The 23,644-nt window shown below is 44.1% G+C and carries 22 protein-coding genes; 17 read left to right on the top strand and 5 right to left on the bottom strand.

Annotated elements, in window-relative coordinates:
• The first annotated feature begins 3 nt into the window (after window positions 1-3).
• From FM037_RS22625 to FM037_RS22595, 7 genes are all read left to right on the top strand, one after another.
• A complete protein-coding gene (locus FM037_RS22625; RefSeq protein ID WP_144047864.1) occupies window positions 4-600 on the top strand; it encodes a glutathione S-transferase in 597 nt (198 codons plus the stop codon).
• 270 nt (window positions 601-870) lie between these two features.
• Complete coding sequence (locus FM037_RS22620) at window positions 871-1,878, top strand: extracellular solute-binding protein (RefSeq protein ID WP_144047863.1); 1,008 nt, start codon at window positions 871-873, stop codon at window positions 1,876-1,878.
• A 497-nt stretch (window positions 1,879-2,375) separates the two neighbouring features.
• Window positions 2,376-4,007 carry an ABC transporter permease gene (locus FM037_RS22615; RefSeq protein ID WP_144047862.1) on the top strand — a complete coding sequence of 544 codons (1,632 nt, stop codon included), beginning with the start codon at window positions 2,376-2,378 and terminating at the stop codon, window positions 4,005-4,007.
• Between the two features lie 42 nt (window positions 4,008-4,049).
• Entirely contained in the window at window positions 4,050-5,078 is a 1,029-nt protein-coding gene (locus FM037_RS22610) for an ABC transporter ATP-binding protein (RefSeq protein WP_144047861.1), read from the top strand.
• Window positions 5,079-5,212: 134 nt separating this feature from the next.
• The gene (locus FM037_RS22605) at window positions 5,213-6,151 is read left to right on the top strand and encodes a Dyp-type peroxidase (protein WP_144047860.1); all 939 of its coding nucleotides are present in this window, start codon (window positions 5,213-5,215) and stop codon (window positions 6,149-6,151) included.
• Window positions 6,152-6,356: 205 nt separating this feature from the next.
• Window positions 6,357-7,055 carry a glutathione S-transferase family protein gene (locus tag FM037_RS22600; RefSeq protein ID WP_144047859.1) on the top strand — a complete coding sequence of 233 codons (699 nt, stop codon included), beginning with the start codon at window positions 6,357-6,359 and terminating at the stop codon, window positions 7,053-7,055.
• Between the two features lie 107 nt (window positions 7,056-7,162).
• The gene (locus tag FM037_RS22595; protein ID WP_144047858.1) at window positions 7,163-7,822 is read left to right on the top strand and encodes a glutathione S-transferase family protein; all 660 of its coding nucleotides are present in this window, start codon (window positions 7,163-7,165) and stop codon (window positions 7,820-7,822) included.
• A 94-nt stretch (window positions 7,823-7,916) separates the two neighbouring features.
• Here the strand turns inward: FM037_RS22595 and FM037_RS22590 are convergent, their stop codons facing one another.
• Window positions 7,917-9,245 carry an aspartate aminotransferase family protein gene (locus FM037_RS22590; RefSeq protein WP_144047857.1) on the bottom strand — a complete coding sequence of 443 codons (1,329 nt, stop codon included), beginning with the start codon at window positions 9,243-9,245 and terminating at the stop codon, window positions 7,917-7,919.
• Window positions 9,246-9,530: 285 nt separating this feature from the next.
• Here FM037_RS22590 and FM037_RS22585 point away from each other — a divergent pair, with 285 nt between their 5' ends.
• Window positions 9,531-10,556, top strand: coding sequence for a phospholipase A (locus tag FM037_RS22585; RefSeq protein ID WP_407695611.1), 1,026 nt, complete (start codon window positions 9,531-9,533; stop codon window positions 10,554-10,556).
• 152 nt (window positions 10,557-10,708) lie between these two features.
• Window positions 10,709-10,957 carry a hypothetical protein gene (locus tag FM037_RS22580; protein ID WP_144047855.1) on the top strand — a complete coding sequence of 83 codons (249 nt, stop codon included), beginning with the start codon at window positions 10,709-10,711 and terminating at the stop codon, window positions 10,955-10,957.
• A 102-nt stretch (window positions 10,958-11,059) separates the two neighbouring features.
• Here FM037_RS22580 and yghU read toward each other — a convergent pair whose 3' ends face one another.
• The gene (gene yghU, locus FM037_RS22575) at window positions 11,060-11,917 is read right to left on the bottom strand and encodes a glutathione-dependent disulfide-bond oxidoreductase (protein WP_144047854.1); all 858 of its coding nucleotides are present in this window, start codon (window positions 11,915-11,917) and stop codon (window positions 11,060-11,062) included.
• A gap of 208 nt (window positions 11,918-12,125) precedes the next feature.
• The gene (locus FM037_RS22570) at window positions 12,126-14,198 is read right to left on the bottom strand and encodes a M13 family metallopeptidase (RefSeq protein ID WP_144047853.1); all 2,073 of its coding nucleotides are present in this window, start codon (window positions 14,196-14,198) and stop codon (window positions 12,126-12,128) included.
• 321 nt (window positions 14,199-14,519) lie between these two features.
• On the opposite strand from FM037_RS22570, the gene FM037_RS22565 reads away from it, so the two are divergent.
• The 6 genes from FM037_RS22565 (at window position 14,520) to FM037_RS22545 (ending at window position 19,467) form a co-directional block, all read left to right on the top strand.
• Window positions 14,520-14,810, top strand: a complete 291-nt coding sequence (locus FM037_RS22565; RefSeq protein WP_144047852.1) for a putative quinol monooxygenase — start codon at window positions 14,520-14,522, stop codon at window positions 14,808-14,810.
• A gap of 78 nt (window positions 14,811-14,888) precedes the next feature.
• Window positions 14,889-15,545, top strand: a complete 657-nt coding sequence (locus FM037_RS22560) for an NAD(P)H-dependent oxidoreductase (protein ID WP_144047851.1) — start codon at window positions 14,889-14,891, stop codon at window positions 15,543-15,545.
• A 904-nt stretch (window positions 15,546-16,449) separates the two neighbouring features.
• The gene (locus tag FM037_RS28655; protein WP_185976887.1) at window positions 16,450-16,620 is read left to right on the top strand and encodes a hypothetical protein; all 171 of its coding nucleotides are present in this window, start codon (window positions 16,450-16,452) and stop codon (window positions 16,618-16,620) included.
• A gap of 111 nt (window positions 16,621-16,731) precedes the next feature.
• A complete protein-coding gene (locus tag FM037_RS22555) occupies window positions 16,732-17,361 on the top strand; it encodes a LysE family translocator (RefSeq protein ID WP_144047850.1) in 630 nt (209 codons plus the stop codon).
• 496 nt (window positions 17,362-17,857) lie between these two features.
• Window positions 17,858-18,361 (top strand): VF530 family protein, encoded by a 504-nt coding sequence (locus FM037_RS22550; protein WP_144047849.1) that lies wholly within the window; start codon window positions 17,858-17,860, stop codon window positions 18,359-18,361.
• Window positions 18,362-18,780: 419 nt separating this feature from the next.
• Entirely contained in the window at window positions 18,781-19,467 is a 687-nt protein-coding gene (locus tag FM037_RS22545) for an energy-coupling factor ABC transporter permease (RefSeq protein WP_185976886.1), read from the top strand.
• A 48-nt stretch (window positions 19,468-19,515) separates the two neighbouring features.
• Here the strand turns inward: FM037_RS22545 and FM037_RS22540 are convergent, their stop codons facing one another.
• On the bottom strand, window positions 19,516-20,064 hold the full coding sequence (locus FM037_RS22540) for an acyloxyacyl hydrolase (RefSeq protein WP_144047848.1): 549 nt from the start codon (window positions 20,062-20,064) through the stop codon (window positions 19,516-19,518).
• Between the two features lie 225 nt (window positions 20,065-20,289).
• Window positions 20,290-20,949 carry a glutathione S-transferase family protein gene (locus FM037_RS22535; RefSeq protein ID WP_144047847.1) on the bottom strand — a complete coding sequence of 220 codons (660 nt, stop codon included), beginning with the start codon at window positions 20,947-20,949 and terminating at the stop codon, window positions 20,290-20,292.
• 177 nt (window positions 20,950-21,126) lie between these two features.
• On the opposite strand from FM037_RS22535, the gene FM037_RS22530 reads away from it, so the two are divergent.
• Together FM037_RS22530 and FM037_RS22525 are read left to right on the top strand one after the other, a co-directional pair.
• Window positions 21,127-21,684 carry a hypothetical protein gene (locus FM037_RS22530; protein WP_144047846.1) on the top strand — a complete coding sequence of 186 codons (558 nt, stop codon included), beginning with the start codon at window positions 21,127-21,129 and terminating at the stop codon, window positions 21,682-21,684.
• A 328-nt stretch (window positions 21,685-22,012) separates the two neighbouring features.
• Window positions 22,013-23,629, top strand: coding sequence for an HD domain-containing phosphohydrolase (locus tag FM037_RS22525; protein ID WP_144047845.1), 1,617 nt, complete (start codon window positions 22,013-22,015; stop codon window positions 23,627-23,629).
• Window positions 23,630-23,644: the final 15 nt, after the last annotated feature.

Genomic DNA, 23,644 nt, shown 5'->3' with positions numbered 1-23,644 from the left:
CAAATGAAACTCTTCTATTCAGATGCTTCACCTTATTCTCGTTGCGTGAGGCTGGTTATTCGACACTTAAGCATTACTGGGATTGATGAGGTCATGACCAATCCATTGGATAATGGTGAAGACTTACTCGAAATCAACCCGTTGGGAAAGATCCCTTGCTTACAACTCAATGATGGATCGCCTCTGTTCGATAGTGAGGTCATTTTACGTTACTTAGACAGCGAGTTCGGTGAAGGCTTATTGTTCGGTATTCGAGAGCATAACTGGATAGGTGAGAGTCATTTTTCCTTGATTAAAGGCTTGTTAGATAGTGCCGTCGCCTTGAGACAAGAGCAGATGAGGGAAGAGGAGGGCAAACGCTCACCATTTTGGACTGGGCGCTTCGAACAAGCTCTGCTTCGAGGTCTGCGGCATATTGATCAGACTGGTTTAGCCATGAGTCCTGAGCTAACCATACAACAAGTTTGTCTGGCATGTTTATTAGAGTACTTGGATTTTAGACATGGGGAGCTGGAATGGAGAAAGGTGGCACCTGCTTTAGCCATCTGGTTATCAGATTTTGAGCGTCTTCCGGCAATGAAGGCGACTCGACCTAAGTAATACCAATCGGTACCAGTCTTCAGTTTCCATACTGGGTTTAAACCAGAACTCTCAGGGCTTATCTTACTTCCCTTACTAGCATTCATCTTGGATTAAGCTAATTTTAAGCTTATGGGGAACAGGTATAATAAGTTGATAAATATCTCATTTAAGAGACATTATCCCTTATATGACTTGCCGAAAGTGTCAGGATTCATTACCCTTACTGCGATTGATAATAATTATCATTATAGTATTTCACATCGGCGTGTTGTAGAGGGAGATTTTTAGATGAAAATAGCAAGAAGTATGGCCATTTTAGGCTTGGTTTGTTTCGCTTCGGCAGCTAATGCGGCTGAGACGTTGACGGTTTACTCATACCGTCAGGCATTTCTGGTTGAGCCTATCTTAGCTAACTTCACTAAAGAAACCGGTATCGACGTGGATGTGGTTTTCTCCAAGAAAGGGATAGCTGAGCGCATGATGCGTGAAGGCCGTTTATCTCCTGCCGACATCGTACTGACTTCTGATTTCTCTCGTTTGATGGAACTTGTCGACAAAGATCTGGTTATCCCAGTGGATAGCGAGCTGCTGAAGGCGAACATTCCTGCTAAGTATCGCTCCCGGGAAGATAATTGGTACGCCTTGACCATGAGAGTCCGTAACATTTACTCATCGAAAGATAGATTGGGTAAATTAGACATAGATTATGAAGATCTTGCCGATCCTAAGTACAAAGGCAAAATCTGTACCCGCAGTGGTAAGCATCCTTACAATATCTCGCTTGTGGCCTCTATGATTGCGCATCATGGTGAAGCAGAAGCTAAGACTTGGCTCGAGGGATGGAAGGCAAATCTGGCCCGTAAACCTCAAGGCAATGACCGTGCTCAAGTTAAAGCGGTAAAAGAGGGCATGTGTGATATCGCCATAGGCAATAGTTATTATCTAGGCAAGATGCTTCAGGACCCTAAGCAGGTGCCTTGGGCCGAAGCGGTAGAGATTAACTTCCCCAATCAAGATAATCGAGGTTCACATATCAATGTGTCCGGGATGGCGCTGGCTAAGTATTCTAAGCATAAAGATAATGCGATTAAATTGATGGAGTACCTATCGGGTACTGCCGCTCAGAAGAACTACGCCGAGATCAATATGGAGTACCCGGTGAAAGCCGATGTTAAGCCGTCTGACTTAGTGGCCTCATGGGGTGAGTTTAAGGCCGATGAGCTGCCTATATTTAAGCTTGCCGAGTACCACAATGCGGCAGTCAGATTATTGGATGAGGTTAAGTTCGATCTATAAAAAAATATGCTTGAATATGAAATAGCCTTCAATTGAAGGCTATTTTTGTTTGAGTCATGGCTAACATATTTAGTCAGTGATACTAATCGGTATTATAATTCTTCTCATTTAAGCTTAGATTTAGGTTGGTCGGGGATAATACCAACCCTATTTAATATGTGTCCTTTCAGCGGGAGTTCAAAGCGCTGTAGGCAAGGCGGATTTTGAAGCTAATAGTTATTCTCGGCAACAAGCTCCTGCGTTGCTCTACCTTCTGAATTCATTCAGTCGTATATCGAGAACATGTAACGCAGCATAAAGGGCTTTGCCCTTTGCTTTAAACATCGGCCGCACTACGTGAGCCTCTCAGGCGTTCCACTTCTGTGTTGCACTGATTTAAAAGGGAATAACCATTTCTACATCAATGCGCCTTGAATTGAAAAGCCTGAGTGGCTCTGAACTGAACAGATATTTAATGAGGTTGGTATAATACCCCGTCAAATAAAGTGGACCCATCAATGATTTTAGGTTTATCCAGAACTTGGTCTCTCGTCGGCTATCTCATCGCGGCGATAATCATACTGCCACTGCTGGCTATCATAGCTCAGGCCTTCGTTCCCGATGAGGATGTGTTTAGCCATCTTTTTAATACCGTGCTGCCTACTTATATCAGTAATACTATTTTACTTATGCTCGGTGTCTGTATCTGTGCATTGCTGATTGCGACGCCCGCCGCCTGGCTGGTGGCTAAGTGTCAATTCCCCGGGCGGAAAATGTTTCAGTGGGCACTGTTACTTCCCTTAGCTATGCCTGCTTATGTGGTGGCGTATGTCTATACGGATCTATTGGATTATGCCGGACCTGTGCAAAAGATGCTGCGTCTCTGGTTTGACTGGCAATCTCCGAGCGATTATTACTTCCCTGAGGTAAGAAGCTTAGGGGGCGCCTCAGTGGTGCTTGCCCTGGTGCTATTTCCCTATATTTATCTCCTCGCCAGAACGGCCTTTATGGAGCAATCATCTAGTCTGCAACATGCTTCAAGAGTCATGGGCTGTGGTCCCTGGCAGAGCTTTTGGCGCCTGAGTCTGCCTATGGCAAGGCCTGCCTTGGCGGTCGGTGCATCGTTGGTGGCGATGGAGACTGCGGCGGATTTTGCTACTGTGAGTTATTTCGCAGTGCCTACACTAACGACGGCAGTTTACGATACCTGGCTTGGCTATGGCAGCTTATCGGCTGCAGCCAAGCTGTCTGCTATCATGCTATTAGTGGTCTTTTCCATGATAGGCTTCGAGCGGTTTGCACGAAGAAAGCAGCAATTATTTCAGAAGCAATCTGGCCCCAATGAAAACTCTGTATCTAAGCTTAAGGGCGTAAATTCCGGCTTGGCCACAGCCTATTGTAGCCTCTTACTCTTGTTTTCATTCCTGCTGCCGTTTGTTATTTTGTTGCAATATGCCTGGGATTATTTCGATGAAAGTTGGAATGCAGCGTTTTGGCTGTATAGTTTCAACAGTCTTTATATCGCCGCGATTGTCAGTGTTATCGCGGTATTTATCGGCGTATTCTTGATATTCATTCGAAGAATTAGCCCTAGAGCCTCAGATATCTTGCCCTCTCGGCTCGCCTCGACTGGGTATGCACTTCCCGGGACCGTGTTGGCTATCGGTATTCTGGTGCCCTTCACCATGCTGGATTTTGCCGTCAATGATCTCTATGAATATTTTGGTCAAGCAGGACCTGGACTAGTCTTTACCGGTAGTGTATTTATTATTATCTTTGCCTTCTGCATTCGTTTTTCGGCCATCGCCATCGGCAGTGTTGAGAATAGTTATAAACGAATCTCACCTTCACTGGACATGGCGGCTATCACTATGGGGCTTAAGCCTAAAGCCTTGCTGTGGCGAGTACACATTCCATTACTGAGAAAGGGGATCTTCGCTGGGTTATTGCTGGTGTTTATCGAGTGTATGAAGGAGTTACCCGTGGCCTTATTATTACGTCCCGTGGGTTTCGAAAACTTAGCTACTTATGTATTTCAGTTCGTCTCCGACGAGCAACTCGAGCATGGTGCACTCGCCGCGATTGTGATTGTGCTGGTTGGCCTGGTGCCGCTTATTTATTTAAATCGCTCTTTAGAGCAAGAAAACTAACGATTAATCCTTTTGGGTTTTATTTGCCGGAGCAAGGAAAAAATGTCGACATTAAGTATTCGAGGCGTGCACAGTGACTATCAAGGTCAGCAGGTGTTGAAAGGGTTAGATTTAACCCTGGAAAAAGGGGAGATAGCTGCGCTTCTGGGTCCCAGTGGTTGTGGTAAGACGACCTTGCTTAGGGCTATCGCCGGGTTACAAGCCGTGAGCCAAGGTGAAATCAGCATTAATGGCGAAATCTTGACTGGACCTCATGTGTTTACCCCGAGTGAACAAAGAGGCGTTGGGATGATTTTCCAGGATTATGCACTCTTCCCGCATCTTAACGTTGCCGATAATATTCTGTTCGGGGTTAAAGATTTAGATAAGGCTGAAAGATTAGCCAGACTGGATGAGATGCTCGAACTCGTCAAGCTCGAAGGGCTTGCTAAGCGTTATCCCCATGAACTCTCAGGCGGCCAACAACAAAGAGTCTCGATCGCCAGAGCCTTGGCTTATGAGCCTGAGCTATTACTGCTAGATGAGCCTTTCTCTAATATCGATGCCAAGGTACGCGGTGAGATGATGTTAGAGATCCGCAATATTCTGAAACTGAGGAATGTCAGCGCCGTGTTTGTCACACATAGCAAAGACGAAGCCTTCGTGTTCGCCGACAAACTTGCTCTGTTCAAGGAGGGGTATATCGTCCAGTATGGCACGGCAGAGGAGCTATACACGGCGCCCAAGGATAGATATGTCGCGGACTTTTTAGGTAGTGGCAATTATATTCCCGCATCGGTTAAAGATGATTTTGTCGTCGATACACCTATTGGCTTACTCACCAGTACCACACGGCTATCGCATCCAGTAAGCTATCGAGGTGAGATCCTTATCAGGCCCCAGCAACTGGAAATCACCGCCGATGAGCAAGGCCTTGGAGTGATCATAGAGCGTCGCTTCCTGGGTAACATTTGTCATTATCAGGTTCAGGTGTCGCAACATTTCTATGAGGTGAAGAGTCAGCTCAGTCAGCTTATGCCCGGTCAGAAAGTACATCTTCAGGCCCAGGCTCACTCTTTAGTCGTATTCTGAAGATCCCAGATGCCTACTGTGTTAACTTAATTGTTTTCGTCAAAGTGATTAAATGTGCGTTAGTTAATGTCATTATTATCTAAAGTTATGGATAATAATGCCGAAATTGAAATAGTGCTGAAGGTAATTGAGAGATGGATAATCAGGTTATGCCTCGTGAACAGTTAGGTGTGTGTGCGGAAGGAAATTTGCACAGTATATATTTGATGTTTAATGCCAATGAGGGGGTAGAGACAGATCTGCGTCCTTGTATTGCTAATGTGGCTCAATATATTTATGAGTTGACCGATCAATATGCCGATAGTGCATTCAACGGTTTTCTGGCTGTGGGCGCCAACTATTGGGATAGTTTGTATCCTTCTGCCCGTCCGGCTCAACTCAAGCCGTTTCCTGCCATGAATGCCGATAATCGGGATGCACCGGCTCTCGAGTACGATCTCTTCGTTCATGTTCGCTGTGATCGTTTCGATATCTTGCATCTGGTGGCGAATGAAATCTCGCAGATGTTCGAAGGTTTAGTCGACTTGGTCGATGAAGAACGAGGCTTTCGTTTCATGGACAACCGAGATCTTACCGGTTTCGTCGATGGGACAGAAAACCCTAAGGGACGTAGTCGTCAGGAGGTCGCCCTGATCGGTGATGAAGATGCAGCTTTTAAATCGGGCAGTTATATTCATGTACAGAAGTTTGCTCATAACCTGAGTAAATGGAATCGTCTGCCACAGAAAAAGCAGGAAGATATTATCGGTAGAACCAAACAAGATAATATCGAATATGAATCAGCAGATAAGCCGCTCACCAGTCATATCAAGCGCGTCAATCTAAAAGACAGTGATGGTAAGTCAATGGAGATCCTCAGGCAAAGCATGCCTTATGGGTCGGTTAAAGAGCAAGGTTTGATGTTTATCTCAAACTGTCGTAACTCGAATAACTTTGAGAAGATGCTTGAGAGCATGGTTCACGGTGATGGCAATGGAAATCATGATCACCTTCTGCATTTCACTCAGGCGCTGACCGGCTCTTCATTCTTCGCACCATCATTGGATTTTATGCAAACTAAGGCTGGGATTTAACTGCCACCGATTTAGCTGAATCGAAAGAATTTTAATCGAAAAAATCCACTCTCAGTTTGAATGCCGCTAAGTTAAACTTAGTGGCATTTTTTATCCTTGTAAAAAGCTGCCAAGAAAAACGTTAAAATATTTCCATCCTTTTCGAATTACTCTCGTCTTATTCAATGTAGATACAATCCATTCTGTAAAGACGAGAGATAAAAATATGATCAAACTAATTAGCTTTAAAATTTGTCCTTTTGTTCAGCGTGTCACCGCTGCATTAGAAGCCAAGAAGATCCCATTCGAGATTGAATATATCAACCTCAAAGATAAGCCACAGTGGTTCTTAGACTTGGCACCAAATGGTCAGGTGCCTGTGATGATAACTGAGTCTGGCACCGCGTTGTTTGAGTCTGATGCAATCATTGGATATATCGAAGATGAGTATGGTCCTTTGGAGGAAGGGGTGAGCAATGAGCAGCGGGCTCAAGATAGAGCTTGGAGTTACTTAGGGTCTAAACACTATCTGGTTCAATGCGGCACCATGAGTAGCAAGGATAAAGAGATCTTTATCAAGCGTTCAGAAAAGTTGGTTGCGGCCTTTGCTAAGGTTGAGGCCCAGCTTTCCGGCAAGACTAAGTTCTTTAAGTCTGATGAGCTAAGTAATGTCGATATTGCCTGGGTGCCATTGTTGCATCGTGCTGCGATAGTTAAAAAATACACTAATTATGACTTTCTCTGTGGTTTGACCAAGTCTCAGGCTTGGCAACAGAATGTGTTATCTAGCCTAGCCATGGGAAATACAGTTTCGGAAGACTTTGAGCCGCTATTTAAGAATTTTTACCTCACTAATACCTACTTAGGTGAGGGACAAAATGTGCAGCAGGCTGGAATTTGTGGCTCTAGTGCTTGTTGCGGTTAACTAGCGCGAGCTGAGATTAGCTAGCTAGAGTCATCACATTCTCTACTTCCCTTTTATTCAATACTTCCCAGGTAACTTTGAGGGGATTCATCCCCTAGGATTTGATTATGATTAAAGTCATTAGTTTTAAGGTTTGCCCTTTTTTTCAGTACGTAACCGCAATGCTTGAAGCGACTAAGCTGCCTTATGAAGTTGAATATGCTGACTTTGACAATTGTTTGTTCGATATCTCTCCAAATGGCAAAGCGCCAGTGTTAATCACCGAGTCTGGAGAAGTCTTGTTTGATGCCGATGCGATAGTGAGTTATCTGGAGTCGCTTCATGGCGGGATTTATCAGGCCAAGACTAAAGAGGAAGCGGCCTTAATAGAAGCTTGGGCAAATTACGGGTCTAAAAACTACGTGCCACAGTGCAGCACCATGAGAAGTGAAACTCAATCTGAGTTCGAGACTCATCTTGCCGTATTTGAAAAAGCCATTGCGAATATGGAGCGGCAACTCGGTAAGCACTGCTACTTTATGGGCGAAGAGATAAGCCGCGTCGATATTGCCTGGTTACCTATCTTGTATCGTGCGAAATTAGTCGAGGAGAGGATTGATTTCGATTTCTTAGAGAACTACCCACTCGTTAAAAAGTGGCAAATGTCCCTGTTATCTCTGGATATTGTAAAGCATTCTGTCTCAGGTGATTTTGAGCAAGTGTTTAATGATTTCTATCTGTCGACTAGTTATCTGGCAAAGAGCAATAAAGCGAGTCTTACTAGTTAAAAGGGGCTGGTGGGATATTAGAGTAACAAAAGGTGCGGCCATATTTAACCATGGATCGCACCCTTGAGCTTGCTGTGGGTATTTAAGCTAAGCCTTACTTGCGATCGGCTATGGCCTTCGCCATGGCAGCATCGGCAATCTCTTCGAGCTTGGCCAGATCTATGTCCTTATGAGATTCACAGATAAACCAAGGCTCGCGGGAATCAGGCTCAAGCATGATGCCGCTTTTAATCAAGTTATGGGCAAACTCGGTATACAGCTCGCTGTCAGTCTTCTTCCAGTCACGATAGTTATGGGGTACCTGACTGCCGAAGTGAATGCCGAACATGGCATCTGGGCCGGCAAACTTATGCTCGATACCGTGTTTAGTAAATACTCGTGACAACACCTGTTGGATATCGGCGCCGGCTTTATTGATGGTCTCGTAGGCATCGGTTTCATTCAAAATCGTCAGCGTTGCTTTGGCGGCGCTTAGGGCGATCATGTTAGCGGTATAGGTGCCACCGTGAGTAACGCCATTTTTGCCGAAGCCAATCACGTCCATGACTTCCTTGCGACCACCGAAGGCGGCTACCGGATAGCCATTGCCCATGGCCTTAGCGTATGTGGTTAGATCGGCGTGAATGCCATAGAGTTCCTGTGCGCCACCTTTAGCCACGCGGAAACCCGTTTTAACTTCATCCATGATAAGCAAGGTGCCATTGGCATCACAGATATCACGCAATTTTTGCATGTATTCTTGGGTCGAGGCGATGCTGCCACAATTGCCTAGAATCGGCTCTATCACTATGGCCGCAATGTCATCGCCGACACGAGCAAAGACGTCATCAATGGCTGCAAAATCATTAAGAGGGACTGTTTCCAGGTGCTCGCGACTCGCTTCAGGAATACCGCCACCAAAAGCGGCAATCTTTGGCGCCGCTTGGGTTTCGCTGTCCCAATTATCGACATCAGATTTCCACATCATCTCGTCGTATAGACCATGAAAACCGCCTTCAACCACCACAATCTTATTGCGGCCAGTAAAACCGCGGGCGGTACGTACCGCACCAATCACAGCTTCGGTGCCTGAGTTGGCAAAACGCATCTTTTCAATGTTCGGACACATCAGCTTAATCAGCTCGACCACCTGAGAATCAAGATCGGTTGAGAAGCCTGAAATGGTGCCGCGCTCTGTGATGGCAGCAACCACTTCTTGATCGACTCTGCTATCGCGATAGCCCAAGATAATAGGCCCGTAAGCGAGGCGGAAATCGATAAACTCTTGGTCGTCTGCATCGGTAATGGTGCAGCCCAGGCTGCTCTTAACGAATACGGTGTTTTCTTCACCCCAGTAACGGTAGCTATCGGCCACACCCATGGGCATGTTGTTGTGGGCCTGCTTTAGCAGCGCATTGGTGACTGGCTTGTTGGGATTACTCATCTTGTCGGTCTTCATCTTAAAAGTCTGCCGCGTATGATACAGGGCGAGATAGAGCTTTGCTATATCGATAACGGGATCGGATTTAATTTAGCTGGTGTAAGGTTAAATCTTTGTTGATTTGTTGGAATATATTGCAACTTAATTTACTATGTACACTGTGGCAATAGCGTTTTTATTATCTCTTAACGCCTTATTTCTAGAATGAAATAAGGCGATTTTGAAGCCCTTTCCCAGTGGACAGCGCATTAATTCAGTGCAGTCATCAACAATGATATGGAATTTATTTTGGCACGTTTAAATTACAAGTCTTTAGGTATAGCTTCTCTATTACTAGGCACCATTAGTCAGGTTCAAGCCTCGCCAATGAGTGACTGTATCGCTAAACAGGTGGAAATCGGCACCGATGAAATGACGCTCGGTGAGATTAGGGGGATTTGTGAGGCACAAACATCTATAGCCCGTGATGACACCATTACTTTATTCGGTAAAGAAACTAAAGCTGGTGCACTCACTAAGCGAATTATTCAAGAAAGACAGAGTGAACAGTCAGAGTTTGTGCTCACGCCCCATAGAATGAATTACATCTTACCGGTTTACACCACTAACGAGATTAACCCTGTCGCATACAGCAGCGATCAACCCTTTAATGATGGGCTAAAGAATATTGAGTCAAAATTTCAATTGAGCCTTAAATTTCCTCTGACTTACAATTCTTTATTTGTAGAAGGGGATAGAATCTATGGTGCATTCACCATCGAGGCTTGGTGGCAGGTATATGCCGACGATATTTCCAGTCCATTCAGAGAAACTAATTACAATCCTGAGTTGTTCTATGTGATGCCGTTAGATTGGCACCCTTATGAGAGCAATACTGGTCTCATGCTTGGTATAGAGCACCAATCGAATGGCCGCTCGGTACCACTATCCCGTTCATGGAATCGGGTTTTCGCTGAATTGATTTTTGAGAAAGAGAATTGGGTCTGGTTCGTCAGACCTTGGTATCGCTTGCCTGAGGATGCTAAAACTGACCCGCTAGAACCCGGTGGCGATGATAATCCAGATATTGCCGATTATATGGGGCATGCTGAATACGGCATGGGTTACGATTTCGGCGATTATGAGTTGAGTGTAAAATTACGTCAGAATTTTTCAACCAGTAATGGTGCGGTGCAGGTTAATCTCACAACCCCATTGTATGGCAAGTTGAAAGGCTATGTGACCTTCTTCAACGGTTATGGTGATAGCCTGATTGATTATAATCACAGCCAAACTCGCTTTGGTTTAGGTATCGCACTTAATAATATGTTTTAAATTCTGGTTTGATAATTCTCTAAACTGTGAGTTTCAATCCTTTACTATGGTAAAATATGCCACATATTGAAGCCTAGCTGCACTGCTAGTAATCGTACACTAGCCGTTATATACAGAGTGCAGTTGCATACAGAATTAAGAGTATTAAACAGATGAATAACGAACTTGATGTCATCGATAACTTAGCAGAGCTAGAACGCTTTTTATTGTCGGTAGAAAAAGGTGGTATGGGGCTAGAAGGTGTTGCCGGTGTCGGTATGGCAACCAATAATGCCGATGGTCGCCACTTCGTCGCCGTATTCGATGACAATAACAAACTGCTTCATGCCCGCTGGATCACCCAAGAAGTCTTCGATACGGGCAAAGAGATGGTTCGTAACGGGGTAAAAGCCAAGCATTAAGCTCTGCTTAATACCATAGGAATCTTATACCAGTTCCATTAAGTCAGTGATCATTCAGCGTCATAAATTTAATGGAATTGGTATTATGTCGACAGCCAGATGTTAAGGCTGTTTCTTTAGCACCGCATCTATGTCTGATGCGCTATGACGTTCATGCAGCTGCTCCCACTCCTCGCCCCAAGTACGGTTGACGATTTTTCCGCGTTGTACCGCGCTGCGTTTGTCTATCTGTTTTGCCCAGCGTTGCAGGTGGGTGTAGCTCGCCACATCAAGAAACTCAGCGGCCTCATAGATTTTACCCAGTACTAAATTACCGTACCAAGACCAAATAGCTATATCTGCAATACTGTAGGTGTCACCGCCGATAAACTCATTGTTTGCCAGTTGCTTATCGAGTACGTCTAGTTGACGTTTGGTTTCCATCGCGAAGCGGTTGATGGGATATTCAAATTTTTCTGGGGCGTAGGCATAGAAATGGCCAAAACCACCACCGAGATAAGGTGCAGAGCCTTGTAGCCAGAAAAGCCAATTCATCACCTCGGTGCGTGCAGCGATATCTTTCGGTAAAAAATAACCAAACTTTTCGGCGAGGTACAACAAAATATTGCCAGATTCAAACACTCTTATTGACTCAGTTGTTGAGTTATCTGTGAGTGCCGGGATCTTAGAATTGGGATTGATATCGACAAAGCCTGAGGAGAACTGCTCGCCTTCACCGATATTAATCAGATAGGCATCGTACTCGGCTTCTGATACCCCTTTAGCGAGTAACTCTTCCAGCATTATGGTGACTTTTTGTCCGTTAGGCGTTGCCAATGAGTGCAGCTGTATTGGCTGTTTACCTACAGGCAATACTTGCTCATGTCTGGCACCTGAATCGGGACGATTGATGCTGGCCCATTGGCCGCCGTTTTCATTATCCATGGTCCAAACTTTCGCTGGCGTATATTCGTTAGTCATACTGTTTCCTATCTGTTTAACTATATGAGTATAGATATCGGGGCTATTTCTCTATTTAAAACCTCAAAACCATTAATTCGATATAACACTTTGTTGTTGGATTGTCTTATAAGGAATAAAAAATACCAGCCAGAGATCTGACTGGTATTTTTTTACTTGAGACTGATAACTTACCGCTTATGACTTAAAACGGTCTGGCTCGAAATCATTACCAGATACGCACACGATCTTCTTCTGCTAGATAAAGTGCATCACCCGGTTTTACGTCGAAGGCCTTGTACCAGGCATCATGGTTACGTGGTGCCTGGGCACGGTAACGACCCGGTGCGTGAGTGCCACCACGAAGTTGGTTGAGCATGCTTTGTTCAGTACGTTTTTCTTTCCATACCTGAGCCCAGGCAAGAAAGAAGCGTTGATCGCCGGTAATACCGTCTATCACAGGGGCTTCTTTGCCATTGAGGCTGAGCTTGTAGGCATGATAAGCCATGGCTAAACCGCCCACGTCACCTATATTTTCGCCTAGGCTGTTACGGCCATTGACGAAGTTATCCGGGATAGGCTCGTATTTGCTGTATTGAGCGGCGAGTTGATCGGCTTTGGCATCGAAGGCGGCGCGGTCTTCATCTGTCCACCAGTTACGCTGAATACCGTTAGCATCAGACTTTGAACCCTGATCATCGAAGCCGTGACCCATTTCGTGACCGATAACCGCGCCAATACCACCATAGTTGACGGCTGGATCGGCATTGGGATCGAAGAATGGAGGTTGCAAGATAGCCGCCGGAAACACTATCTCGTTAAACGAGCTGTTGTAGTAGGCGTTAACGCGCTGGGGTGTCATGCCCCAACGATTACGATCGGTTCTCTTAAGCTCTTTGGCAACACTTTGGGCGTTAAAGAACTGGCGTAAGTGATGAACGTTACCCACCAGGTCCTTGTCGGTCAGTGTCAGGCCATCGAACTCCTGCCACACATCCGGATAACCAATTTTAGGAGTGAAGGCAGCAAGCTTAGCGTGAGCATTGACCTTAGTTTCATCGCCCATCCAGTCCAGGCCATCGATACGTTGACCTAAGGCGGTACGTAAGTTTTCTACCAGCTCAGCCATTTGCTGCTTTGATGATTCTGGGAAGTAGCGAGCCACATAGACCTTACCTATGGCAAAGCCAAGTGACTGAGTGCCAGACATCTCTGCTACAGCGCGTTTCCAGCGAGGACGAGGCTCTTCTTGTCCTTTTAGGGTTTTACCGTAAAAGGCAAAGTTAGCTGCATTGATATCTTCAGATAAAAGTTCTGAATTATTACTGATGGTGTGGAAGGTCAGGTAGTCTTGCCATACCTTTAGTGACTCATGATTGACCAATTCAATCATGGCATTAACAGGCTCAGGTTGGGAGATATTGAGCTGAGGGACCTGATAGCCCTTTTCATCAAAGTAGATATCCCAATTAAAGCCTGGATATTGCTTGGCCAAGTCGGCGCGTTTGACCTGATTTAGGGTCAGATCGCGGTTACGACGTTTCTCTCTTGGCCATTGGCCTTGGGCTATCTTAGTCTCAAGAGCTAAGATAGCTTCGGCCTTTGCTTTACCGTCTGTTACGTCAGCAAAGGCTAGCATCTGAGCAATATGCTCAACATAGGCGCTGCGTATGTTGACGAAGCGCTCGCTATCTTCAAGGTAATAAGAGCGATCGGGTAGACCTAATCCACCGGCACCGATAGACATCTCATACTGGTTTGGATCTAAGCGGTTAAACCACATGCCTCCAGAAATCGGTGATGTTGCGCCGGTGAGCCAGGCATGACCAAAGACTTTAGTTAAGTCATCGGTAGACTCGATTTCTGCGATTTGATCTAAGGTGGCCTGGATTGGACTGAGCCCTAGTTTGTTGATGGTATCTGTATCCATATATGCCTGATAAAAATCGGCAATCAACTGCTCTTCATCGTTTAGGTTACTGCGGCTGACGATATCATCGATGATCTCTTTAACCTGCTTCTCACTGCGTTCGGCCAAGCCAGTAAATGCGCCGTAGCGGGTCTTATCGGCAGGCATGATGTAGTTGTCATACCAAGTGCCGCTGGCATACATAAAGAAGTCATCGCCGGGTTTTACCGTTTGGTTGCGGGCAGCTAAATCTACGCCGAAGCTACCTAGCTCGGCTTTGGCGGTGGTTGCAGTGCTGACTTGGGTTTTGGCTTCTTTGTTATTAACGTCTGATGTGCCACAGCCAGCTAAAAAAGTGCCGGCTAATGCGATAGCGATTAAGGATTTTTTCATTTTTTTATATTCTTCCTTGCAAGGAGAGTTGCTGTAAAAACCATCCCATATTCTAGAATTGACAGAAAATGTCAATGTGAGAATTGTTAGTAAAGTTTGGTTAACATAAAAAGTTTTTTGAAGGTGATGTGACGCATACTCAAGTACTTGAAAGGCTTGTTAGGCTAAGATGCTGTACTCTGGTTAAATGTGTAAAAACGACAGCTCATTAACAACAAATAATTGATAATGATTCAATGATTGCCCGGTTTATATCTTGGTAAGGTGAGCTTATTATTGCTTCCAACAAGTTAAACCTAAACTCAAACTCGAGGAAAGAATATGGCTCAGCTCACCATTGTGGCTAACATCATCGCCAAAGCAGAAAAAGTTGAATTAGTTAAAGCTGAATTATTGAAGCTTATTGATATCACTCGTGCAGAGGAGGGATGTATCGATTATGTCCTTCATCAAGATAACGAAAACCCAACGCATTTTACCTTTTATGAGAATTGGGCTTCACGAGAATTATGGCAAATGCATATGGGCAACCAGCATCTAGCCGATTACATGGCGGCAACTGAAGCTTGTGTCGATAAGTTTACTGTTAACGAAATGACAAAAATAGCCTAATTCTGCCCATCGATTTATAGCGGCCTTATTACCTTGAGTGAGCGTTTAAAAGGTTGCTCCAAAAATGTAGAGACAATTATGACGAACCCAATTATTGCTGATTTAGAAAGTCGTTACACGACTAAAAAATATGACTCTACTAAACGGGTCTCACCAGCTGATCTCGAAGTGATATATGAAGCGATGCGATTATCGGCATCTTCAATCAACTCACAGCCTTGGAAGTTTATCGTGATTGAAAGCGATGAAGCCAAGCAGCGCATGCATGATACTTTTGCCAATAAGTTTCAATTTAATCAGCCACACATCAAATCGGCTTCACATATTATCTTGTTTGCTCATAACCCAAGCTATACCCGTGAAGATTACGCTAAGGTTGTCGACAAAGGTATTGAGGATGGACGCACTAAGCCTCAGGACAGAGATCAAGCCTTCGGCGGTTTTGCTTTTGCCGAATTAAACACAGATGAAAATGGTAATAACGCCGCCTGGACTAAGTCCCAGACGTATCTGGCCTTAGGTAACACCTTACATGTGTTAGCACGTTTAGGCATAGACTCGACAAGCATGGAAGGTATCGATAGCGAGTTGGTTAGTGAAATATTTAAAGATGAACTTGGTGGCTATGTGAGTGAGGTGGCGCTGGCTATTGGCTATAAACACTCTCAAGAAGACTATAATGCAAGCATACCTAAGTCTCGCTTAGCCATGGAAGAGGTTATACAGGTTCTCTAGTTAAGCCAGCACTGCAAGTGGGATTCAATGATGAGCCCACTTACTATCTCTTTAAATAAATAGCCCTTGAAATAAATAGTCCCTGAAATATTAACCTGTAGGCTACTTATACCAAACCTATTAAATATGTGCTCTACCTTTTAAAAGGATAGATTGCGCTTGATAGCGTACATATTGTACGTATCTGTTCGTGTATTCCTATCCGAATGTACTCTCAGTGGTAACCGACTCTTTGGCTTCTAGACCCTCAGTGAGAGTGCTCCGCGAAAAGGGGGGAACATGGGTAACTAGGTAGCCGATTGAGGCCAATAAGAGTGTAATAAGTACTCTGCGTAATGTTATGTTCATGGGCATTATTTCATGTCTTGGAATTAGGTATCGTTCTGTACGACTCTCTTCACGAAATTTTTAATTAAAGGTATCGAATTTGAACAATCAGTGTTTAGAGCCTGCTTCGTTCGCTTATCTTTCTCTGACATAGTGGAGCAGTAAAAGTTCTCACCTTTCCCAAGTTGGACCTAGCTATTGAAGCAAGACCGAAAATCAACAGTGGCGAATATATCCTTAACTGATGGGGGCTTCTTGTCGCTGCAATGTGCTATGGCATCAGACTTTCTTGACCACTCGTGCTCTATTATCTAGGAGTTTTAGCTTGTTTTGGGTAAGCGTATGTAAGGGGGGGGAGTAGGAGTAAAAAACCAATAGCAGACTGCTAATGTGCGGATAAGAAAAGGTAGAAATATTTGGGAACATTGACGTATTAGCCTGTGTTGACCGTACTTAGAGATATGTCTGCTCTAGGTAAGAAACGAACTAAGTTCTGTTTTATTAAACCAAGCAGTTTATTCATTTGTCTCTGGCTTATGTTATCGAGCTTGTATTTATGGGCTGAAACAGCGTTTTAGTGGCGAGTTTTGGCGCCCATAATGCCGAGCAATATACCGTTATGGAGACGAATCAATTGGTTGAAGGCATTATCAAAGACATTGCCGGTGAGCTGGTCGATAAGCTTGATATCGAGGTTTTATATATTCAGACCCCAAGAAAGTTAATTTTCGCTATAAAGTACTTGTGACGTGGTTTTTCGAGCATTATAGTATGGCGTTTATTGAAGTCGGCTATGGTTATATTTCATGTATAGCTGGGTTTCGGAAAGTTAAAATGTTTTAAAATAAGGCGTAAACTGATGTCCCTAGAGAGTGCGATTACATTTTTTATCGCTATGTTTATTTTTGGCATTACCCCTGGTCCTGGCGTGTTTGCTATATTGGCTCGAGCTATGGTACAGGGCCCCAAAAAATGCATATCCCTTGCTGCCGGTATGGTCTCAAGCGATCTCATCTACCTTATTTTTGCCTGTTTCGGCCTTGCGACTATAGCCGAGAATTGGTCTGAAGTCTTTGTTGTTATTCGCTATCTCGGTGCAGCTTACTTAATCTATTTAGGCTATAAAATGTTTAAAGCTTTGCCACAGCTTAGCGACGAGGTTAGTAGCCAAGCAAAGGAGTTGAAAGAGAGTCGTTCAATGGCGAGTTTCGTGCAGGGCTTTTTAATTTCAACCTCTAATCCTAAAGTGATTCTGTTCTATATCTCTTTCTTGCCAACGTTCATCGATCTCACTGTGTTGAAGACTCAAGATATAGTGCTTGTTTCAGTGCTTTCATGTTCAGCCTTGATTAGTGGTCTGATGCTCATTGCATTTGGTGCGGCTAAATTGGCTAAAACCTTAAAGACACCACTTGCCCATAAGCGACTCAATCAAGGTGCCGGCAGCATCATGATCGCAGCGGGTTCATATCTGGCGATCAGCAAATAAAGTGCGAAGAATGTCCTAATGACAACAAAGTAATGGCAAGAAAGCCATTTATACCAGTTCCATTAAGTAAGTGATCATTCAGCGGGAATTAAAAACGCTGTAGGCAAGTAAGTGGATTGAAGCTAATAGTTATTCTCGGCAACAAGCTCCTGCGTTGCTCTACCTCCAGCATCCATGCAGTCGTATATCGAGAGCCACTTACGCAGCATAAAGTGTTTTTCCCTTTGCTTTAAACATCAGCCGTACTACGTGAGCTTCTCAGGACTTCCACTTCTGCGTTGCATTGCCTCAAAAGGGAATAACCATTTCCGCAACAATGCGCCTTGAATTTAAAGCCCTGAATTGATCATAAATTTAATGGAATTGGTATTAGTTATACGTGTTTGACTGAGTTTCTTGTTATTATTAGGCTATTGAATGGCTCTTGATATCAATATCGGCCGCTCTGAGTGAGTAGTTAGAGCCTAGACACCCAAATTGCGTAAGTTGGATACCCATGATTGAACAGCAACAGAACAACCCATTACATGGCTTAGGCTTAGAAACTATGCTCACCGAGTTGGTGGCGTTTTACGATTGGAAGATTTTATACGCCTCCCTGCGTTTAGAGTGTTTCAATATTAATCCTAATATGGCGGCATGCCTTAAGTTTCTTAAGAAGACTGAGTGGGCGAGGGAGCGGGTAGAGAGTTTCTATCTTTATCGCTTCAAGCGTATGCCAAAGGGAAGCTCTGCACAATTCGAGCTTAAGCCACGTGAGCGTGGTTTTGCCGATGGTATCGTGCCCCGTAAGCCTGAAGAGTTAACTATCGAGCTTATTGCCGAGATGCGAGCCAAAGCGACTGCTGATTATGAGGATATGAAGCGTAACGAGGGGCAAGGGCGTCCTCGCTATGGCAAGGATAAGCCAAAGGCTCAAGATGGTTACGCGCAAAATAGGCGGTCTAAAACGGATAGACCAGCACCTTCTCAAGACTCTTCTAATCCTTGGGGTAAGTAACCTAAGGTTAGTCATGATCGAAATGATGACTCACTAGAGTCATCGCTGCTGCTTGTTGGGTGAGGTGTTAGATCTATCTCAATTGGCAGCTTGAACTTGTTCAATCTGCGCCGCTTCAGGTTCGAGCATGATCTCTTCCTTGTTGAGCTTGTGCTCGCCGAAATACATCATCAAAAAAACCACTAAAAATGTTTCCATTAGTTACTCACACCTGCTCACTAAAGACAATATCCGGCTGAATAATAACAAAATGAGTTGAATATGAGCTGAATCGAGCGTTTAGCTTTCAAACATTGATTTAATATTTATAGGTATAAAAACTCAGATAGCATATATTTGCATTAGCTAGCAGTGAGTTAACTCTACGCCGCTAGATAATTGACTTCTTATACCTATAGGAATTAAGGATGGGCGTGTCAATGAAGGACTTTTTGATACAACGAATTAGCGAGATTGACTGGAGTTATAGCCAGGGGCAATTATTGTCGATAGCTGGGCTACTATTTTGGCTTTGGCTAATCTGGCCCACAGATGAATTCAAAGTCCTGGTAAAAGATAAACAGAAGCAAACCCAGGTATTGATCGCCGCAATTGCGCTTAATAGTTTATGGCTGATTAATGCCAGCCTAGTTCAAGGTATACATGTGCATTTTCTCGGGCTTGTGGTGCTGATGTTGATGTATGGCTGGCGTATGGCGACTGTGATTGCGATATTACCTGTGTTATTTTTTTCTACCTTCATATTTAAGCAACCGTTCGAATTTGGCATATATGGCCTGCTTGCTATCGCTTTGCCTCTGTTCTTATGTTTTACGGTTTATAGCCAGATATTTAAATATCTGCCCCATCACTTTCTGGTTTACATCTTCTGCGGCGCATTCATCAATGCTTTCTTGTCAATCGTGTTTCATATCATATCTTGGGCGACTTGGCTCTGGTTGACCACTGACTATGACTGGGCCTTTCTCAGTGATAACTACCTCTTACTGATCCCCTTGCTTGGTTTCCCTGAGGCTTTACTCAACGGTATGTCTGTCACCTTGCTGGTGGTCTATCGCCCGCAATGGCTCTATGACTACTCGGACAAGACCTATTTTAAAGACTAATGTTTCAATGACTAATAATTTATTAGCCACTGCTTCAATAACTGATGCTTACCAGAAGTAGCCATAGTTAAAGCCGATGGCGTTTAGACCATCGTTGGTATTGGAGAAGTTAGCATTGGAGTAATGGATAAAAGAAAAGCCAATTTGGTGATGTTTGAACAAGATGACGCCGACACCTAACTTGTCTTCGAATTGCCATTTAGAGCCCATGTCTCTGTCTGCATAAAATTGGCTGTTGATGTAAGTGACACCTATGCCAGCTTCCAAGAAAAGAGTGAGCTGGTCGAAATGGAGCTGGTATTTGAGTATGGGAGTGACCGAGCCACCGTTCTTATCTGAATAAAGAAAGTCTTGCCAGTGATGGTAGGCAAATTCCAGATTAAAGTCGATATTGTGTTTGGTTAAAAAGTTATCATCCATCTCAAAATTGTGGACATATGCGAGGCGATAAGCCGTGCCCGAGTGTGATTCTTGCCAGCCATCCCACCTAGGATTGATTTCACCTTGGGTATAGGTAATACCTGAGTCTGATAAGCTGTTAGCTGATAAAAGTACTAAGAAAATAAAAACACATAACGCGCGGAAGGTTTTATTCATAAATCAGTGACCTATGATGAATCAGTGGTTACTTATTTCATTTTTAAGCTTGATGAAACTGCTAGTTAAGATTAGCTCAGATTGGGCGTATTTGAAGGGAAGCGGTTTGGAATCTTGCTAATGGGGTTGATTGGCTACGGGCTAACCTTGGTTATTTATGCTTAACAATGAGGCCGATGTATGGCCTCATTCATCGTTTAGTTTATTTGTTTAAATAGGTATAAGTCAAAGCTCAACGCCCGCTTCGTCGGCATCGACAATATCAGTTTCTTTTAAGGCGTCGGCTATCCAGCGCTGCATTGTCGGGCACTCTGCAACATGGGCCATATATCGGCGTGAGGCGTCAGAGACTATGATGCCATAGGTACGAAAACGCATGACTACCGGGGCGAACATCATGTCGGCGATTGACCAGGTACCGAATAACCAGCCACCGGTATCGGCTGTATCATATTCATGCATCTGTTGTGACCAAATTTCATCGATACGTTTAAGGTCTTTTTTTGCCGCGTCACTAAGCTGAAGACAGCGTGTGGCACGGATATTCATCGGTAGCTCATTACGTAGGGCGTTAAAGCCAGAATGCATCTCATTGGCTATCGAACGAGCCTTGGCTTTTTGCTTAGGCTCACTGGGCCATGCCTCACCCGCCAGATAAGTATCATTGAGATATTCACAGATGGCTAATGAGTCCCAAACTGTGATATCGCCATCAACTAAGGTTGGCACTCTTAAAGTCGGTGATATCCCCTTTAGTTGTTGATAGAAGCTGGGAGTATCGAGTTTTAGCATGACTTCTTCGAAATCTACACCGGATTTAGCCGCCATCAACCAAGCTCGTAGTGACCAACTAGAGTAATTTTTATTGCCGATATAGAGTTGCATGCCATTTCCTTTTGGTATTTTATCTAGATTTCATACTATATGAGCTTGTGCTTATTTTGGCTATTTTTATGTCCATTGATTTAAAATTGAGCTAAGTAACGTCTTGCAAGTAATTGTTAATTAAGTCTTCTTGAAAGGGATGTTTAAAGCTGGCATTATTCAAAAAAAGGAATTTTTATGTCTACCAAAATAATAAAATCAGTGTTGGTTTTTAATGAGAATCAAAAAATAGCCCCTAGATTCTTGCTCACCTATGTCTTGATCTGGCTATTCTGGCACAACCAATTAATCACTACTTTCTTCACTAGCAACGGCGACTTTTTGGCAAGAGGCAATGCGGCGCTAGCCTCCGTTGCCGGTAATCATTATATTCTGGTGTTCTTTCTCACTTGCCTCTTCTTCGGAGTGAGGATTGGCTATCATTTTCTGAAGCAAAAAGCCGATGACTTGATGGAAGAGGGTAAATCGACAGAGACTTATGCCGGTAGCGATCAAGGCTTAGCTAAAACTGAAGATATAAAAAGACTGATGACCATGATCAGTGAACTTAAAACTAAGTTGGCGACTTCTAAAGAGAGAGAAGAGAAGGTGATAAAAGAGAAAAACGCAACAATAAGCAAGCTCTTAAGCCTTCAAGCCGAATTAGACGATATGCAAGCCGATAACACCATGCTAGAAAAGTCTAATGAAGCGCTAAAGGCGCAACTGGTTAATGCTGGTCATCTGGTTTTATAATCCGTAGCGGGTCATCTCATCTCCCTGCTGCTTGTGAGATTCAATTCTCTGTTTTGAGTGTAAGCTAAGCCTCTTTTCCTCTGGACTTTGAAGCTTAGCTCTTCACTTTATCATTCATTTTTCTATCCGTTTTTTTATTCATTTCCCCTGATTATTCCTACTTAACATATTGGCTAACAATAGAGTGCTCATTTCATTGGTTTCCAGGGCCCAGGAGTTTGACTGCGACTGGCTTTGCGACTATATGAGTAAGGTGGGGAATAAGAAAAGTGCGTTGATATAGGGTCAGGTTTTACTTCCGAGTCTCTTATTTTATGTGGTTTTCAACATGTCTGAACTTAGTAATAAACAAATTGAAGAAAGGTTACAACATCTTACGACTTTAAGTATCGCGCTCAACGACATCAAGAATATTAAGTTCTTGTTGGAGAGAATTTTACATACGGCGCGAACGATCACCAATGCCGATGGCGGTACCTTGTATCGTGTCAGTTCGGATAAAAAATTTCTTGAATTCGATATCCTTATTAATGCCTCTTTGGATCTGCACTTTGGCGGCAGTCGGGAGAAATCGGATAAGATGAGGTCGATTCCCCTGTCTCTCGACAATGGTGAACCGAATTTGGAGGCCGTTGTTGCCTATGCCGCCAATCGCAAAGAATCGGTTAATATTGAGCATGTTTATGATACGCCAATCTTTAACTTCTCTGGGATGCGCAGATTCGATGAAGTTTATGATTATCATTGCCAGTCTCTGTTGGCCGTCCCCATGCTGGATCATAATTCAGAATTGGTTGGTGTGCTGCAGTTGGTCAACTCGATGGCTGATCCCTCCGGCCAAATTCAAGCATTTTCAACAACGGATCAACTGTTTATTGAGGCGCTATCTTCTCAGGCCGCTATCGCTATTACCAATCAGGAACTCATCTTACAGCTAGAAGAGCTTCTCGAGTCTCTGGTGAATTTAATCAACATAGGCATAGATGAAAAATCCGCCAATACAGGCAGGCATTGTCAGCAAGTCCCTAAGTTAACCATGATGTTGGCCGATGCCGTACAAAACATGGAGGAGGGGCCGCTGAAAGATTTTTCCATGTCAGAAAATGAAAGGTACGAGCTCTGGTTAGCGGGAATGTTGCATGACTGCGGCAAGATCACCACCCCTGTGCATGTCATCGAAAAAGCGACCAAATTACAGACCATCTTCGATCGTATTGACTTGATCGATGCGCGTTTCGAAATTATGGGACGTGATGCCGAGATCCGCTATTTAAAGCGGCTTGCCCAAGACAGTATGTCATCACAACTCACTCAGGAGTTACACCATGAGCTGGAGTCTCTGAGAAGTGATCGCGATTTTTTAGCTCATGCCAACATAGGTTGTGAGCGTATGAAAGATGAAGATCTTGAGCGTGTCATGTCGATAGCCTGTGGGACTTGGGTCGATTATAAGGGGGGAACACAGGCTTTGCTGACAGAAGATGAGGTCGAAAACCTGCAGATCCGCGGCGGCACCCTGACGGGAGATGAGCGTAAAATTATCAATAACCATATTTCGGTCACCATACGCATGTTGGAAGCTCTGCCTTGGCCAACACACCTACAGGATATTCCAGAATATGCTGGCGGACATCATGAGCGCATGGACGGTAAAGGTTACCCTAGAGGCCTGCGCGGCGAGGACATGTCGGTACAGGCGAGAATCATGGCAATAGCCGATATCTTTGAAGCCTTAACGGCGAAGGACAGGCCCTATAAGACAGGGAAAACTTTATCTGAGTCCTTATTTATTCTCGGCAAGTTTAGCCTCAATGGCCATATAGACCCGGACTTGTTCCGTATTTTTGTGGATAAAAAAGTGTATCTGCAATATGCCAATGAATATATGGATGGTGTGCAGGTTGATGAGGTGGATGAATCTAAGATCCCTGGTTACTTAACTTAGGTAATAAGTGAGAGT

The organism is Shewanella psychropiezotolerans (genome assembly GCF_007197555.1).
GTDB lineage: Bacteria > Pseudomonadota > Gammaproteobacteria > Enterobacterales > Shewanellaceae > Shewanella > Shewanella psychropiezotolerans.
The sequence above is the reverse complement of the archived record's forward strand: the minus strand, read 5'-3'. Positions and strand labels throughout refer to the sequence as shown.